Origin of the sequence: Aureimonas sp. AU40, from assembly GCF_001463785.1 — a bacterium.
Classification (GTDB): domain Bacteria; phylum Pseudomonadota; class Alphaproteobacteria; order Rhizobiales; family Rhizobiaceae; genus Aureimonas.
On record NZ_BBWL01000033.1, the window covers coordinates 165,431 to 179,671 of the forward strand.

Below are 14,241 nucleotides of genomic sequence, written 5' to 3' on the forward strand. Positions count from 1 at the left end.
CGGGTCGGCGCGCCCAAGCTCGTCCTGCCCGCGCTGATCCTGCCGGCCATGCTCTACCGCCTGTCAGGCGGCGAGGCGCCGGGCGAAACCGGCAGCGGCACGCTGGACGCCGCTCTTTCCGCGGCCTGGGCGCTGGGCTCGCTGGCCGCCGTCCTGTTCTTTCTGGCGATTCCCTTCGCGCTCGGGCGATTGTTGGCCGTCTTCGCAGCCGGGCTTGGATATTTCGCGGCGCTCGGCCGGGAGCCGTTGAGCTTGGGCGGCGTTGGCGGCAAGAACGGGACACCGCCCGCAAGAGGCGGCCAGACAGCAGGAGAGACCATGGCGCTCGTGATCGCGATCGACGGACCGGCCGCCGCCGGCAAGGGCACGCTCGCCAAGCGCCTGGCGGCCCATTACGGCCTGCCCCATCTCGACACCGGGCTTCTCTACCGCGCCGTCGGGCGCCTCGCGCAGGAGCGCGGCGTCGACCTGGACGACCCGGAGGCGGCGGGCGCCGTGGCGCGCGAGCTCGTGCCCTCGCATCTCGACGACGGGTCCTTGCGCGGCCACGAGGCGGGGGAGCTGGCCTCGCGCGTCGCCGCCCACCCCCCCGTGCGACAGGCGCTGGACGCCTTCCAGCGCGCCTTCGCGGCCCAGCCCGAAGGCGCGGTGCTGGACGGGCGCGACATCGGCACGGTGATCTGCCCCGATGCCCCGGTGAAGCTTTTCGTCACCGCCTCGCCGGAAGTGCGCGCCCGCCGGCGCACCGACGAGCTGACCGCCAAGGGCCGCCATGTCGCCTACGAGACCATCCTCGCCGAGGTGCGCGAGCGCGACCGGCGCGACGCGGGCCGCAGCGTCGCACCCCTCAAGGCCGCCGAAGACGCCCGCTTGCTGGACACGAGCGAAATGGATATAGAAGAAGCGTTCCAGGCGGCTTGCGCGATCGTCGACGCAGCGCCTATGTAAAGGAACGCCGAAGCCGACGTGCCGCCGCTTTCAGCCCCAAGGGGTTTGAAAACGCGCGGCTCTCGTCGTATTCGGACCGTACGAAACCAAGCCGAAGGCCGGTCCACCGCGCCGAAACGGGCTTTGCCCGTCAGCTTCGATGCCTTTCCCAGAGCGGGTCGGCACCGGGGCGGGACCGCCGGACGCATCCGAAACGCGAACCCCGGCGCCGCTCCTCCCGAAGGAGGAGCCTCAAGGAGAACGAATGTCCAACGCAGCAGTCTCGCGCGACGATTTCGCCGCGCTTCTCGAAGCCTCGTTCCATGATCACGACGTCGCCGAAGGCGCGGTGGTCCGTGGAACGGTCGTCGCGATCGAGAAGGACATGGCCGTCATCGATGCCGGCCTGAAGGTCGAGGGCCGCGTCGCCCTCAAGGAATTCGGCGGCAAGAACGGCCCCGAGCTCAAGGTCGGCGATACGGTCGAAGTCTATGTCGAGCGCATCGAGAACGCGCTGGGCGAAGCCGTCCTGTCGCGCGACAAGGCTCGCCGCGAGGAGAGCTGGGTCAAGCTCGAGCTCAAGTTCAACGCCGGCGAAAAGGTCGAAGGCCAGATCTTCAACCAGGTCAAGGGCGGCTTCACGGTCGACCTCGACGGCGCCGTGGCCTTCCTGCCGCGCTCCCAGGTCGACATCCGTCCGATCCGCGACGTCGGCCCGCTGATGAACACGCCGCAGCCGTTCCAGATCCTCAAGATGGACAAGCGCCGCGGCAACATCGTCGTTTCGCGCCGCACGGTCCTCGAAGAGTCCCGCGCCGAGCAGCGCTCCGAGATCGTCCAGAACCTCGAAGAGGGTCAGGTCGTCGAGGGTGTGGTCAAGAACATCACCGACTACGGTGCGTTCGTTGACCTCGGCGGCATCGACGGTCTGCTCCATGTCACCGACATGGCGTGGCGCCGCGTGAACCACCCGACCGAAATCCTGCAGATCGGCCAGACCGTCAAGGTCCAGATCATCCGCATCAACCAGGAAACCCACCGCATCTCGCTCGGCATGAAGCAGCTCGAGGCGGATCCTTGGGAAGGCATCGGCGTCAAGTACCCGATGGGCGTGAAGGTCTCCGGTCGCGTCACCAACATCACCGACTACGGCGCCTTCGTCGAACTGGAGCCGGGCATCGAAGGCCTGATCCACGTCTCCGAAATGTCGTGGACGAAGAAGAACGTCCATCCCGGCAAGATCCTCTCGACCTCGCAGGAAGTCGAAGTGGTCGTGCTCGAGGTGGATCCGGTCAAGCGCCGCATCTCGCTCGGCCTCAAGCAGACGCTCCAGAACCCCTGGGAAGCGTTCCGCGACCAGTTCCCGGTCGGCACCGTGGTCGAGGGCGAGGTCAAGAACAAGACCGAGTTCGGCCTGTTCATCGGTCTCGATGGCGACGTCGACGGCATGGTTCACCTGTCCGACCTCGACTGGTCGCGTCCGGGCGAGCAGGTCATCGACGAGTACAACAAGGGTGACATGGTCAAGGCGCAGGTTCTCGACGTCGACGTCGAGAAGGAGCGTATCTCGCTCGGCATCAAGCAGGTGGGTGGCGACACCTTCGCTGCCGCCGCCGACAGCGGCGAGATGCGTCGCGGCTCGATCGTCACCTGCGAAGTGACGGCCGTGAACGAAGGCGGCATCGAGGTTCAGATCTCCGAGACCGACCTCACGGCCTTCATCCGCCGCAACGACCTCGGCCGCGATCGCGACGACCAGCGCCCCGAGAAGTTCTCGGTCGGCCAGAAGATCGACGCGCGCATCACCCAGTTCGACAAGAAGGCGCGTCGCGTCGGTCTGTCGATCAAGGCGCTGCAGATCGCCGAAGAGAAGGAAGCCGTGGCTCAGTACGGCTCCAACGACTCGGGCGCCTCGCTCGGCGACATTCTCGCCGCCGCGATGAAGAACCGCGAAGAGCAGTAAGACAAAGAGCCGGCGCGGCTTTCGGGCCGCTTCGACCTTTTCAGACAGAGCCCGTGCCGAGCGATCGGCGCGGGCTTTTTCGTTGGCCGCGGCCGTTCTCGCCCCGCGCATGGCAAGGGCGCGGCGTTTCTCAGCCCGTTCCAAAAAGCATCCTTCCCTAAATGGGTTATGTTCGCGGGGCGAGAAACGCCCTATTCTTCCGGTTGTAGTTCTTCGCCTTCGCTGAAGGCGGACAAGAAAACCGGAGAAACCGGCCGCAAGGGGAGGAGACCGATATCGCTCGGACAAGAGCAGAGCCCCCGCCTGTCCTTAGGGAACGGTTGGCCGCCTCGTACGCGTGCCGGGGACGCGAGAGGAGAGAGGTGATCGCGCCTTGAGCGACGATCGGCGGGAGGACGACCTCCACGATCTCATCGTCGAGGCGACGGACCGGGCGGAGCTTTGGAGCGACGTCCTGACCGCTCTCCTGAACCTGTCGAACTCGATCTCCGGCGGTCTCTACATCAGGCTCGATCCACCTCCCGGCACCGGGCAGGACCCCGTGGTCCAGGCGATTCCCTTCCAGGGATACGGCGCGGGCATGATGGAGAGCTACAACGCTCACTATCACGCCTTCAATCCCGCCGAGGTCCACCGCGACCAACTCGGCACCGGGCGGGTCATCACGGAGCTGGACTTGGCGGCCCTGACGCCGGGCGCCGATCTCAACAACAACGAGTTCTTCTACGACTGGTGCCGCCCTCAGAACTTCCACTACGCCATGGGCGAAAACCTCCTGAACGGCGAAACGCCGCTCACCCTTTGGGTCAACCGGGGCGTGGAAGCGGGTTCCTACGGCGAGAAGGAGCAGCAGCGCTTCCACAGGCTCGCCCGCAGCATCCTGCAGGCCGTGCGCACGAGCGAGCGTCTCGGCCAGGCGCACCAGGAACTCGACGCCCTCCGGCAGGCGCTGGGCGCGCAGGGTCTTGCCGTTCTGGCGCTCGACCGGTCCCTCAGGCTGCGCAGTCTGAACTCGCTGGCCGAAGAGGTCCTGCGGCGCGAGGATGGGCTGCGGCTTCGCGCCGGGCGGGTGGAGACGGTCGATCCGCGCGACGCGCCGGCTCTGGAAAAAGCCGTGAGCGAGGTGAGCGCGCCGATTCTAGGCCTTGCCTCTCCCGAAGCGGAACTCGCCATTCGCCGGGCCGGCGCGCGAGAGCCCCTCAAGGTCTCGGTCACCTCGACAAGGGGTCGCATCGCCGCTCCCGCCTCGTTCGACGCTTCGGTCGCGATCGTCCTTATGTTTCGCTACGAGATGGCGAATCGCAGGAACGGGCTGGCGGCGCTCGGCGCGCACTTTGGACTCACCCCGGCCGAACTGCGGCTGACGGCGGGGATCGCCAACGGCACACCCTTGCGCGAGGCCGCGCTGCGCCTCGGAATTTCTTACGAAACGGCACGTAGCCAGCTCAAGGCTGTCTTCAGCAAGACGCAAACAAGGCGACAGGTCGAATTGGTAAGCCTACTCGCCATCTGGCAGAACCTGTGATCCCAATACCTTTCGATCCTCTGTTGTTTTAAGGACATCTCACCCGATTGGGTGACGACGTCTTTACGCTCAGCATGCGAACGATGGTTAGAAGAATTAAACCCCATAATGGGAGTTGAGGGGAGGTTTCATGGATCTTCATGCGCTCGAGGGACAGTCAGCTCCCTCATCCCGAAGAATGGCTAAAAACAGCCGCGCATTCGAAACATTGGACATCGACCTTCAGACCGCGCGCACGCTTCAGGCGTTCGGCGAACACTATAGGCTTACGATGGCGGAGCTTCGGTTGGCGATCGTGCTGCGAGAAGGCAAGGGGTTGAAGGCGGCCGCGCGGCGGATCGGCGTCGGCTATGAGACCGTCCGCACCCAGATGAAGTCCGTCTTCGCGAAGACCGGCGCCAAGCGGCAGGCCGAGGTCATTTCGATCCTATCCGCCTTCAAGGAAGGTTGATCGAACCGCGCGTCTCCATTCGGGCATCCGCCCGAATGCGTTCGCGCCATGGGACGCTTCGGTCTTTCCCTGCGCGGCGGAAAAGTTTTCGTTTTCCTTGTCGGCACTTTCGGCAGGCTTTTAAATTGTAACCTGAGGCTGTGCCTCCATTCAGCAAGCTTTGCTTACCAGTTTGCGCGACACTTCGTCCGGAATGGCTTGGCATCAACTCTCAACCACGGGCTTGCCGCCCGCTCAGGAACGTCGCATGTTTCCTCACATGGAAGAAAGCCGATCCCCGGCGGGAGGATCGTCCCACTCCGCCCATGGCGCTTCCGGCAAGAGCCGGGATCAGTCGGACGCTCGCCTCCCCGATCCGCTGGCGCAAAAGCCGCTGCCGCCGCGCTCGCCCTGGCATGTCAGCCTCTTCCTCCGCCGCTTCCTGATCGCCGTCGCGGTGGGCATTCCCGTCATCCTCCTGATCTCCGAAAGTTGGGGCGAAGCCTTCATCTGGAGCGCCGTTCTCGTGGTCGCGCTACAGGTGATCTATCTCGTGCTGGCGCTGATTTTCGGCTGAACGCTTATGGGCCAGCGCGCGGCAGGCGCGCCGGCCCTTGCCCTCCCGCATCGGCCATGCCAATCCGCCCTTCGATCAAAGAAGGAAGAGGCGGATGGAGCGGTTTCACGAGATCGGACGCGGCAAGATCGCAGCCATCGCGACCTCGCTCGAAATACGCGAGCGCCCGGCCCCAAGGCCCGCGCCGGCCGATCTCCCCGGACAGGTCGTCCCCTGGCCGCAGCCGGATGCGCCGACCTATCTCGCGCTCTACCGCAAGGTCGGCGCTGCCCATCTCTGGTTCTCGCGCCTCTACATGAGCCCGGCCGAACTGGAGGCTGCGCTCGCGAGCCCGGCCACGATGATCTTCTCCTGGCGCGTGGACGGCGAGGACGAAGGGCTCCTGGAGCTCGACTTCGCCGGGGGCGAGGATTGCGAGATCAAGTATTTCGGCGTGACGGAACGCCTTCAAGGGACAGGGGCGGCGCGCGCCCTGATGAACCACGCGATCGAGACCGGCTTCGCGCGCCCGATCCGCCGCCTGTGGCTGCACACGAACACGATCGACCATCCCCGCGCCCTCGGCTTCTATCGCCGCACCGGCTTCGAGCCCATCGGCCAGAGCCTCGAAATCGCCGACGATCCGCGCCTCAACGGCGCCCTGCCGCGCGACGCCGCGCCCCATGTTCCGATCTTCGATTAGGAGCACCTAACAAAAATCTCGTGGGGTCGGCTGGCCTTAGTCTTTCCGCCGTGGACTTCGTCGCGAATGCTTGGCCCTGCCGCCGGCATCCCTCAAGCTTCGCTCCTCGTCCCCGACGAAAATTTCTCGCCCATCCTCCGCCCAGAGATTTTGGTAGCCGTTTTAAGGCGCCTCGCCGGCCAAGCGGAGAGCCGGCGCTGCCCGCTTCGTTCAAACCCGCGAGGCGGCGCGGTAGGCCGCCGGGGTCAGGCCGGTCTCGCTCTTGAAGACCCGCGTCAGGTGGCTCTGGTCGCCGAAGCTGCAGGCGGCGGCGATCTCGGCGATCGGCTCGCCCGCCCTGAGCAGCCCGCGCACCGCGCCGCCCTGCCCCGCACCCGATCCGAGACCTTGCGCCATGAATGCCACCTTGTTCTGTTCCACCGTCCTGATCTGGGGCACGACCTGGATCGCCATCGCCTTTCAGGTTGGCCCCGTGCCGGTCCTGGTTTCGGTGTTCTACCGCTTCGCCCTGGCGGGGCTGATGCTGCTCGCGCTCCTGGCGCTGACGGGGCGGCTCGCCGTGCCGGCGCGGCGCGACCAGCCTTTCGTGGTCCTCCAGGCGCTGTGCCTGTTCTCGTGCAACTTCCTCTGCTTCTACAAGGCAGCCGCTTTCGTCCCTTCCGGGCTGATCTCGGTGATCTTCTCGCTGGCGACGATTTTGAACGCCGTGAATGCCCGGCTCTTCTTCGGCGATCCGATCTCGCGCCGGGCGCTCCTGGCCGCGCTGCTCGGCGCCGCGGGCCTCGGGCTTCTGTTCGGGCCGGATGTCGCCCTTGGTTTCGATGCGGGCACGCTGACGGGCATCGGGCTCGCCGCGCTCGGCACCTTGTTCTTCTCCTTCGGCAACATGGTGTCGCGGCGCAACAGCGCGGCGGGTCTGGCGCCCGTCGTCGCCAATGGCTGGGGCATGGCTTATGGCGCGCTCGTGCTCCTCGCCCTCATCGCGCTGACGGGAACGCCGATCGTGGCCCCGCCCGGCGGGCGCTATGTCGCGGCGCTCGTCTATCTCGCCGCCATCGGCTCCGTGGTCGGCTTCACGACCTATCTCATGCTCGTGGCGCGCATCGGCTCGGCGCGCGCGGCCTATGCCACCGTGCTGTTCCCGATCGTCGCGCTCACCCTGTCCAGCCTGTTCGAGTCCTACCAATGGACCTCGACCGGGCTTCTCGGCGTCCTGCTGACGCTCGCCGGCAACGCGGTAATGTTTTCCGGCCCGAAGGCGCCGGCGCGCCCGCTCACCCCCGCCGCGCGCGCATCGGTCTGAAACTCGGGGGCCTGACGCCGGGGCGCCGAAAGGCCTTCTTAACCCTGTTGCACCTGTGCAACGTTTGGGGAAAACACCCGCGTCAGCCCCAATCCAGCCCAGACTGTTTTCTAGCCCGTTCCCGAACGACCCTGAAAGGGGCCCCCGCGCGAAGGGTCCCGAACATCGGAAGGCTGGATTTGATGAAGAAGCTTCTTCTCGTGCTCGCCGCCGGCGCCATGCTGGCCGGCTGCACCACCGATCCCTATACCGGCGAGCAGAAGCTCTCCAACACGGCGGGGGGCCTTGGCATCGGCGCGGGCGCCGGTGCGCTCGGCGGCTATCTCGTCGGCCGCGCCACGGGCACCGATCCCGGCCGCGCGGCGCTGATCGGCGCGGGCATCGGCGCCATCGGCGGCGGCGGCATCGGCGCCTATATGGACCGCCAGGAGGCGGACCTGCGCGCCCAGCTTCAGGGCACCGGCGTCTCGGTCACCCGCAACGGCGACCAGATCATTCTCAACATGCCTTCCAACATCACCTTCGACACCAATGTCGATCAGGTGCGCTCGCAGTTCTACCCGACGCTGCAGTCGGTCGCGATCGTGCTCAACAAGTACGACCAGTCGATCGTCGACGTGTCCGGCAACACCGACAATGTCGGCGGCGAGGGGTACAATCTCGCCCTGTCGCAGCGCCGCGCGGCTTCGGTCGGCCAGTTCCTGCAGAGCCAGGGCGTCAATCCGCGCCGCCTGAACATCCAGGGCTACGGCATGTCGCGCCCCGTCGCCTCCAATGCGAACGAAGCGGGCCGCGCGCAGAACCGCCGCGTCGAGATCTCCATCTCGCCGCTGCGCGCCGGCTGATCGACCACGGTCCGAACGACAAAGGGGGGAAGGCCGCTCGCGACCCTCCCCCCAAACTCGGCTGTTTTTCGTGAGGCTCAGCGCTCCCAGGGCGGAATGAAACGCCGGTCCTGATAGTCCGAGAGATAGCCGGTGTGGACGGGGTCCAGCCAGCTCTGGCTCTTCATGTAGCCAATGGCCTCGACCTGGCCGCTGCCCTCGCCCGCCACCAGGATCTGCGTGCGGAAGCTGCCGGGGCTGCCGACATCCTCCAATTCGTCCAGCTTGGGCAGGCGGCCGGGCTCGACCCGGTAGAGCTCGCCGCGCACGCGCAGGCCCTCGCCGGGCCGGTCGAGCATCATCGGGCCGAAGAACGAGCCCGCGATCAGGAGGGGATAGGGCTCCAGCGTCTCCACCGCACCCAGAAAGGACGCGCCGTCGAGGCCGAGCGGATGAAACGGGAAACCCCGCTTGAGCGTGCCGTATACGAAGATGTCGATCATGGCCGAGCAAGCCGTATTGACCGCCCGGCGTTCCCCGCCTCTCACACGATCGTCATGCGCATTTGGCCGCAGGCGCCCGGAGCGGGGGGGCACCTGCTGCGGAGCCCGCCCTGTCAGGCGGCGCCCTTCCTGTCAGGCGGCGGCCCTCTGTCAGATCGCAGAGGAGTCCTTGCGGTCCTGCCGGTGGCTGTAGAGAGCAAGAAGGCAGGCGAGCCCGGCCAGAATCGCCGAGGCGACCGGCAGCATGGAATAGGACGCGCCGGAGGCGATCAGCATGGCCCCGATCCAGGCCCCCATGGCGTTGCCGAGGTTGAAGGCGCTCTGGTTCACCGTGGAGGCGAGGTTGCGCGCGCCCTTGGCGGTGGCCACGATCCGCATCTGGATCGGCGAGGCGAGGCCGAAGACCAGCGCACCCCAGATCAGAAGCAGCGTCAGCATGGGCACGGTGTCGGCGGCGAAGAGATAGATGCCGACGAGAACCGCGGTCATGGCGGCGAACATGCCGATGATCGCGGGCATGAGCTTCCAGTCGCCCAGCCGCGCGCCCACCACGTTGCCGATCGTCATGCCAACGCCGAAGATCAGGAGGAGATAGGGCACGCGCTCGGGCGCGATGCCGGTCACCTCGGAGAGAAGCGGCGCGATATAGGTGTAGAGCGTGAACAGGGCGCTGGAGGCCAGGACGCTGAGGCCCATGGCCATGAGCACGGGCGGGCGGGCGAGCGCGTGTAGCTCGTCGCGGAAGCGCACCCCGGCACGCGGGTGGCTCTGCGGTGCGAAGAGCGCCAGCGCCAGCGTGGTGAGGAGGGCCAGCGCGGTGACGATGAAGAAGGGCGCACGCCAGCCATAGGCCTGGCCGATGAAGGTGCCGATCGGCACGCCGAAGACGTTGGCGAGCGTCATGCCGACGAACATCATGGCGATCGCGCCCGCCTCGCGCCCCGGCCGGGCGATCTCGGTGGCGAGCACGGCACCGATGCCGAAGAACGTGCCATGCGCCAGCGCGGTAAAGATGCGCGCGGCCATGAGCAGGCCATAGGTCGGGCTGAGGGCGCAGGCGAGATTGCCGATCACGAAGACCAGCGACAGAAGGATCAGCGCCCGGCGCCGCTCCCAGCGCGAGGTAAGGACGGCCAGCACCGGCGCGCCGAACACGACGCCGAGCGCATAGCCCGTGACCAGAAGCCCGGCCTGCGGAATGCTGACGCCGAGATCGTCCGCCATGCCGGGCAAGAGGCCCATGATGCCGAACTCGCCGCAGCCGATCATGAAGGAGCCGAGCGACAGCGCCGCCAGCGTCAACCCGGCGCGCGGCGCGGGCGCGACGGCCGAGCCGCCGTCCCGCGTGGGAATGGGAACGGAAAGGTCCATGGAATGCCGCCTGGAAGTGTTCTGATCTCCCAGCGACACCACGGGTCCTGCCCCCAGGCCACCCTCAAATTCGCATGCCTGCCTTGCGATAATGGGAGGCTGAGTGGTGACGAAGAAGGCGAGCCCGTTCGTGGACCGACGAAGAGCGCGGCCGACACGCCGGAGGGCGGCCGGGCGGGCTGGGATAGAGGGCGAAGGGTCCGCTTGGCGACAAGCGCGCGGACGAGGGACCATCGCCTCTCGGCAGCGCGCGTCCCCCCATTTGCGAGGGTCCACGATCCTGAGCTAATCTTGCCCATCCAAGTCTGTCGCAGGTCGTTCAGCTCTCACAGGCAGGGTCGCCCATGCCCCTTTTCGCGCCCACAAGCGTCCTCGAGACGCATGAGGTCACCAACCAGCCGCCGGAGTTCGGAGGGCGCAATCTCTATCTGGACGATCGGGTGCTGCGCGAGGCCGTGCTGCGCGAGGCCGGTCCGTGGCTGGACGCGCGCATGGTCGCCCTTGGCGAGGAGTTGGGACGGGAGAATGTGCTCGCGGCGGGGGATCTCGCCAACCGCCACCCGCCCGAACTCGTCGCCTTCGACCGCTACGGGCAGCGGCTCGACGAGGCGAGGTTTCATCCCGCCTATCACGAGCTGATGGCGCTCGCGATGAAGCATCGTATCCACGACCTGCCCTGGACGGTGGGAGAGCGCGGCGCCCATGTCGGCCATCTCGCGCTCGCCGCCCTGTTCAGCCAGGTCGAGCAGGGCACGATCTGTCCGATCAACATGACCTACGCCGCGGTGCCCGCGCTGCGCCTCGCCCCCGACATCACCGGTGCCTGGACCGACAAGCTGATCGGCGGGCGCTACGACGCGCCGCTGCGCCCCATCGCGCAGAAGGCCGGCATCACGCTCGGCATGGCGATGACGGAGAAGCAGGGCGGCAGCGACGTGCGCGCGAACACGACGCGCGCCGAGCCGATCGACCAAGCCGCGCGTCTCTACCGCCTGACCGGGCACAAATGGTTCTGCTCGGCGCCGATGAGCGACGGCTTCCTGACGCTGGCGCAGGCCCCGAACGGATTGAGTTGCTTCCTCGTGCCACGGATCACCGAAGAGGGCCGGCGCAACGCGATCCACCTGATGCGGCTGAAGGACAAGCTGGGCAACCGATCCAACGCTTCTAGCGAGATCGAATATCACGGCGCCGACGCCTGGTTGCTCGGCCAAGAGGGAGCGGGCGTGAAGACCATCCTGGAGATGGTGCATCTCACGCGGCTCGGCACCGTGGCGGGGTCGCTCGGCATCATGCGAATGGCGCTCGCCCAGGCGATCCATCACGTGTCGCACAGGCGCGCGTTCCAGCGCCGGCTGATCGACCAGCCGGCCATGCGCCTGGTGATCGCGGATCTGGCACTGGAATACGAGGCGGCGGTCGTGCTGGCGGCCCGGATGGCACGCTCGATCGACGACACCGATCCGCAAGGTCGCGCCTTCGCCCGCCTTTGCGTGGCCTTGTCCAAATACTGGCTGACCCAGCGCGTGCCCGGCTTCGTGTTCGGGTGCATGGAATGCCATGGCGGGGCCGGCTATGTCGAGGAATCCCCGATGCCTCGGCTCTACCGCGAAGCTCCGCTCAACGCGATCTGGGAGGGATCGGGCAACGTCATCGCGCTCGATGTCCTGCGCACGCTCGCGCGCGAACCGCTGGCTCTCGCCAGCTATCGGGCCGAGGTGGACGAGGGCCTTCGCGGCGGCGATCCTTCGTTGGCCGCCATGGCAACCGGGCTGTTCGACGAACTGGCGCGGGGCGCGATCGGCGAGCAGCGCGCCCGGCCGGTCGCCGAGCGGATGGCGCTCCTGCTGCAGGCAGCCTTGCTTCAGCGGCACGCGCCGGGCGCGGTGGCCGAGGCGTTCTCCCTGTCGCGCCTGTCCGAGGCCCGCGCCTTTTCCTACGGCGCGCTGCCGAGCGGCGTCGATGTGCAGGCCATTCTCGATCGGCAAGCGTTCGATTGAGCGAGACCAATCAGTCGCTTCTTGTCATCGATCCTTTGGATGGCACGAGTTCGGAGAGGCCGGTTTAAAGGGACTGCGGAATGAGGGGAAACGTCCCGCCCATTCCGCCTTTTCCTACCGCGCGCCCCAGGTGTCGCTAAGGCGGTAGCCTTCGGGCCAGGGATCGGCGGGGTCCAGCATGTGTTGGTGGATGCCGGTGATCCAGCCTCGGCCGGAGATTTCCGGCCGGATGGCGGGGCGACCGCCCACCTTCGCCGGGCCGAGAATGCGGCCGGTGAAGGTCGAGCCGATCAGCGAGACCGCGGTCAAACTGTCCTGTTCCGTCATCTCGCCCCGCGCATGGAGCACGGCCATGCGGGCCGAGAGCGCGGTGCCGGTGGGCGAGCGGTCGACCTTGCCCGGCCGGATGGCGACCGCCGCTCCGGCGCGAAGGCCGGTCTCGCCGCGCGTCACGCGCCCGGCGAAGAGGCAGAAGGAGAAATGCCGCCAGTCCGGGTTTTCCGGGTGGTGGAAGCCGAGCTGCTCGTCGGCCGCCTTCGTGATGCGCACGCCGAGCCGGGCGATCTCGTGCGCCTCCTCGGGCACCAGCTTGAAGCCGAGGCTTTCGGCGTCCACGATCACGAAACTGTCGCCGCCATAGGCGGTGTCGACGGTGAGCGTGCCGACGCCCGGCACGTCCAGCGAGGCGCCGAGCTTGTCGGCGAAGCTCGGCAGGTTTTCCACGAAGATGCGCTGGGCCTTGCCGTCCCGGCATTCGGCGCGCACCGGCACGAGACCGCCCGGCGCCTCCAAGAGAAGATGCGTTTCGGGCTCCTGCATGGGCAGGATGCCGCCGTCGAGAAGCACGGTCGCCACGCAGATCGAGTTGGAGCCCGACATGGGCGGCGTGTCCTCCGGCTCCATGATGATGAAGGCCGCGTCGGCGCGCGGGTCCTTCGGCGGCACGAGAAGGTTCACGTGGCGGAAGACGCCGCCGCGCGGCTCGTTGAGCACGAAGTTGCGCAAGACATTATCGCTGGCGATGAAGCGGCTCTGCGCCCAGAGCGTGTCGCCCGGCGGCGGCGCGACGCCGCCGACGATGACGTCGCCGACCTCGCCTTCCGCATGGGCCGAGATGACGTGGATGGTCTTCACGCTGCGCATTCGTCTGTTCCCTCTTCAGCCGAGCCAGGGCGGCAGGCGCGCGGGCGCGCGGCCGGTGAGCGCGGCCTCCACGCAATCCGCCAGCGTGCCGAGGCGCACCGCGCAGCCCGACAGGCCCGGCCCGTAATGGGCGTATTTGCCCGAATTGGTGAGCACGGTGCGCGCCTCGATCGGGAAGACCGGCCGCGAGATCGAGCACCAGCAGAGATCGGGAAGGACCGTGACGCCGCTCGCCATGAGCCGGGCCAGCGTGCCCTCGGCCCGCGCCGCCGCAATCACATCCCGCCCGGCGGTGACGATGACGGACACGCCTTGCGCGCATCGCCGGCCGTCGAGGGCCAGGGCCAGGGCGCGGCATTCGGCGAGCGAGGCGTGCGGACTGCCGAGGGCGACGAGGTCCACCGCCTCCGGCCCGGCATTCAGCCGCGCCCAGGCGCCGGCGAGATCGGCTGAGGTGATCGCGACCCGGTCGGCCTCTGGCAGCGCGGCCCCGCGCGCTTCGGGCGTCACGCCCTCGACATGCAGCATGGGGGCGGCGGAGGTGGTGCCGAAGGCCGCGCAGAGCGCCTTCAGATCGTCCGGCGTGGGCGCCAGCGCGGCGAGGCCGGTGAGCAGCGGGACGCGGTCCGGCGAGGCGAGCCCGGCGAGATAGCCGGCCAGCGGCCAGAACCCGTCACCGATCCCAGCGCCTCGAAGGTTCGTCGGGGCTTCGAAGTCGAGGATGCGCGCGGCCCGTCGCGGCGCGTCGAGATAGGGGCCGGCCAGCGGCGCGCGGCCGGTGAGCGCGATGCAGAGGTCGAGAAAGTCGGGATGCTTCGCGGTGCGCGCGCCGAGCACGGAATTGGCATAGATCACGGCGTTGGATTCCGACCAGCCGATCGCCTCGCCCGCGTCCGGCGCATCGGCGAGGAGATAGGGTGCGCAGGTAAAGCTCGGCCGGGCGCCCATGCGCACATAGCTGTCGGCGAGCCTTGCGGCGGGGCCGCCGAAGCC

General features: G+C 67.7%; 14 protein-coding genes. 9 read left to right on the forward strand and 5 right to left on the reverse strand.

Going from position 1 to position 14,241, the window contains the following annotated elements:
• Positions 1-318 precede the first annotated feature (318 nt).
• The 6 genes from cmk (at position 319) to AUL32_RS11655 (ending at position 6,104) form a co-directional block, all read left to right on the forward strand.
• Positions 319-948, forward strand: a complete 630-nt coding sequence (gene cmk, locus AUL32_RS11630) for a (d)CMP kinase (RefSeq protein ID WP_062115091.1) — start codon at positions 319-321, stop codon at positions 946-948.
• Between the two features lie 244 nt (positions 949-1,192).
• Positions 1,193-2,890, forward strand: a complete 1,698-nt coding sequence (gene rpsA, locus AUL32_RS11635; protein ID WP_061973118.1) for a 30S ribosomal protein S1 — start codon at positions 1,193-1,195, stop codon at positions 2,888-2,890.
• Positions 2,891-3,263: 373 nt separating this feature from the next.
• On the forward strand, positions 3,264-4,415 hold the full coding sequence (locus AUL32_RS11640; RefSeq protein WP_062115030.1) for a helix-turn-helix transcriptional regulator: 1,152 nt from the start codon (positions 3,264-3,266) through the stop codon (positions 4,413-4,415).
• Positions 4,416-4,686: 271 nt separating this feature from the next.
• Positions 4,687-4,866 (forward strand): helix-turn-helix transcriptional regulator, encoded by a 180-nt coding sequence (locus tag AUL32_RS25845; protein WP_156421439.1) that lies wholly within the window; start codon positions 4,687-4,689, stop codon positions 4,864-4,866.
• A gap of 247 nt (positions 4,867-5,113) precedes the next feature.
• Positions 5,114-5,422, forward strand: coding sequence for a hypothetical protein (locus tag AUL32_RS11650; protein WP_156421440.1), 309 nt, complete (start codon positions 5,114-5,116; stop codon positions 5,420-5,422).
• Positions 5,423-5,516: 94 nt separating this feature from the next.
• Entirely contained in the window at positions 5,517-6,104 is a 588-nt protein-coding gene (locus AUL32_RS11655; protein ID WP_062115041.1) for a GNAT family N-acetyltransferase, read from the forward strand.
• Between the two features lie 210 nt (positions 6,105-6,314).
• Here the strand turns inward: AUL32_RS11655 and AUL32_RS11660 are convergent, their stop codons facing one another.
• Positions 6,315-6,500 (reverse strand): helix-turn-helix domain-containing protein, encoded by a 186-nt coding sequence (locus AUL32_RS11660; protein WP_062115044.1) that lies wholly within the window; start codon positions 6,498-6,500, stop codon positions 6,315-6,317.
• Here AUL32_RS11660 and AUL32_RS11665 point away from each other — a divergent pair.
• The gene (locus tag AUL32_RS11665; RefSeq protein ID WP_062115046.1) at positions 6,499-7,407 is read left to right on the forward strand and encodes a DMT family transporter; all 909 of its coding nucleotides are present in this window, start codon (positions 6,499-6,501) and stop codon (positions 7,405-7,407) included. The two genes, AUL32_RS11660 and AUL32_RS11665, sit on opposite strands and share 2 nt — an antisense overlap.
• Before the next feature lie 182 nt (positions 7,408-7,589).
• Complete coding sequence (locus AUL32_RS11670) at positions 7,590-8,252, forward strand: OmpA family protein (protein ID WP_148639947.1); 663 nt, start codon at positions 7,590-7,592, stop codon at positions 8,250-8,252.
• Between the two features lie 77 nt (positions 8,253-8,329).
• Here the strand turns inward: AUL32_RS11670 and AUL32_RS11675 are convergent, their stop codons facing one another.
• On the reverse strand, positions 8,330-8,734 hold the full coding sequence (locus AUL32_RS11675) for a gamma-glutamylcyclotransferase family protein (RefSeq protein WP_062115049.1): 405 nt from the start codon (positions 8,732-8,734) through the stop codon (positions 8,330-8,332).
• A gap of 150 nt (positions 8,735-8,884) precedes the next feature.
• Positions 8,885-10,105, reverse strand: a complete 1,221-nt coding sequence (locus AUL32_RS11680) for an MFS transporter (protein ID WP_082659574.1) — start codon at positions 10,103-10,105, stop codon at positions 8,885-8,887.
• 344 nt (positions 10,106-10,449) lie between these two features.
• Here AUL32_RS11680 and AUL32_RS11685 point away from each other — a divergent pair, with 344 nt between their 5' ends.
• Entirely contained in the window at positions 10,450-12,105 is a 1,656-nt protein-coding gene (locus AUL32_RS11685; RefSeq protein WP_062115052.1) for an acyl-CoA dehydrogenase family protein, read from the forward strand.
• A gap of 114 nt (positions 12,106-12,219) precedes the next feature.
• Here AUL32_RS11685 and AUL32_RS11690 read toward each other — a convergent pair whose 3' ends face one another.
• Both AUL32_RS11690 and AUL32_RS11695 read right to left on the reverse strand, forming a co-directional pair.
• Positions 12,220-13,248, reverse strand: a complete 1,029-nt coding sequence (locus AUL32_RS11690) for a trans-3-hydroxy-L-proline dehydratase (protein ID WP_062115055.1) — start codon at positions 13,246-13,248, stop codon at positions 12,220-12,222.
• Between the two features lie 15 nt (positions 13,249-13,263).
• On the reverse strand, positions 13,264-14,241 hold a 978-nt coding region (locus AUL32_RS11695), incomplete at its 5' end, for an aconitase X (protein ID WP_156421441.1).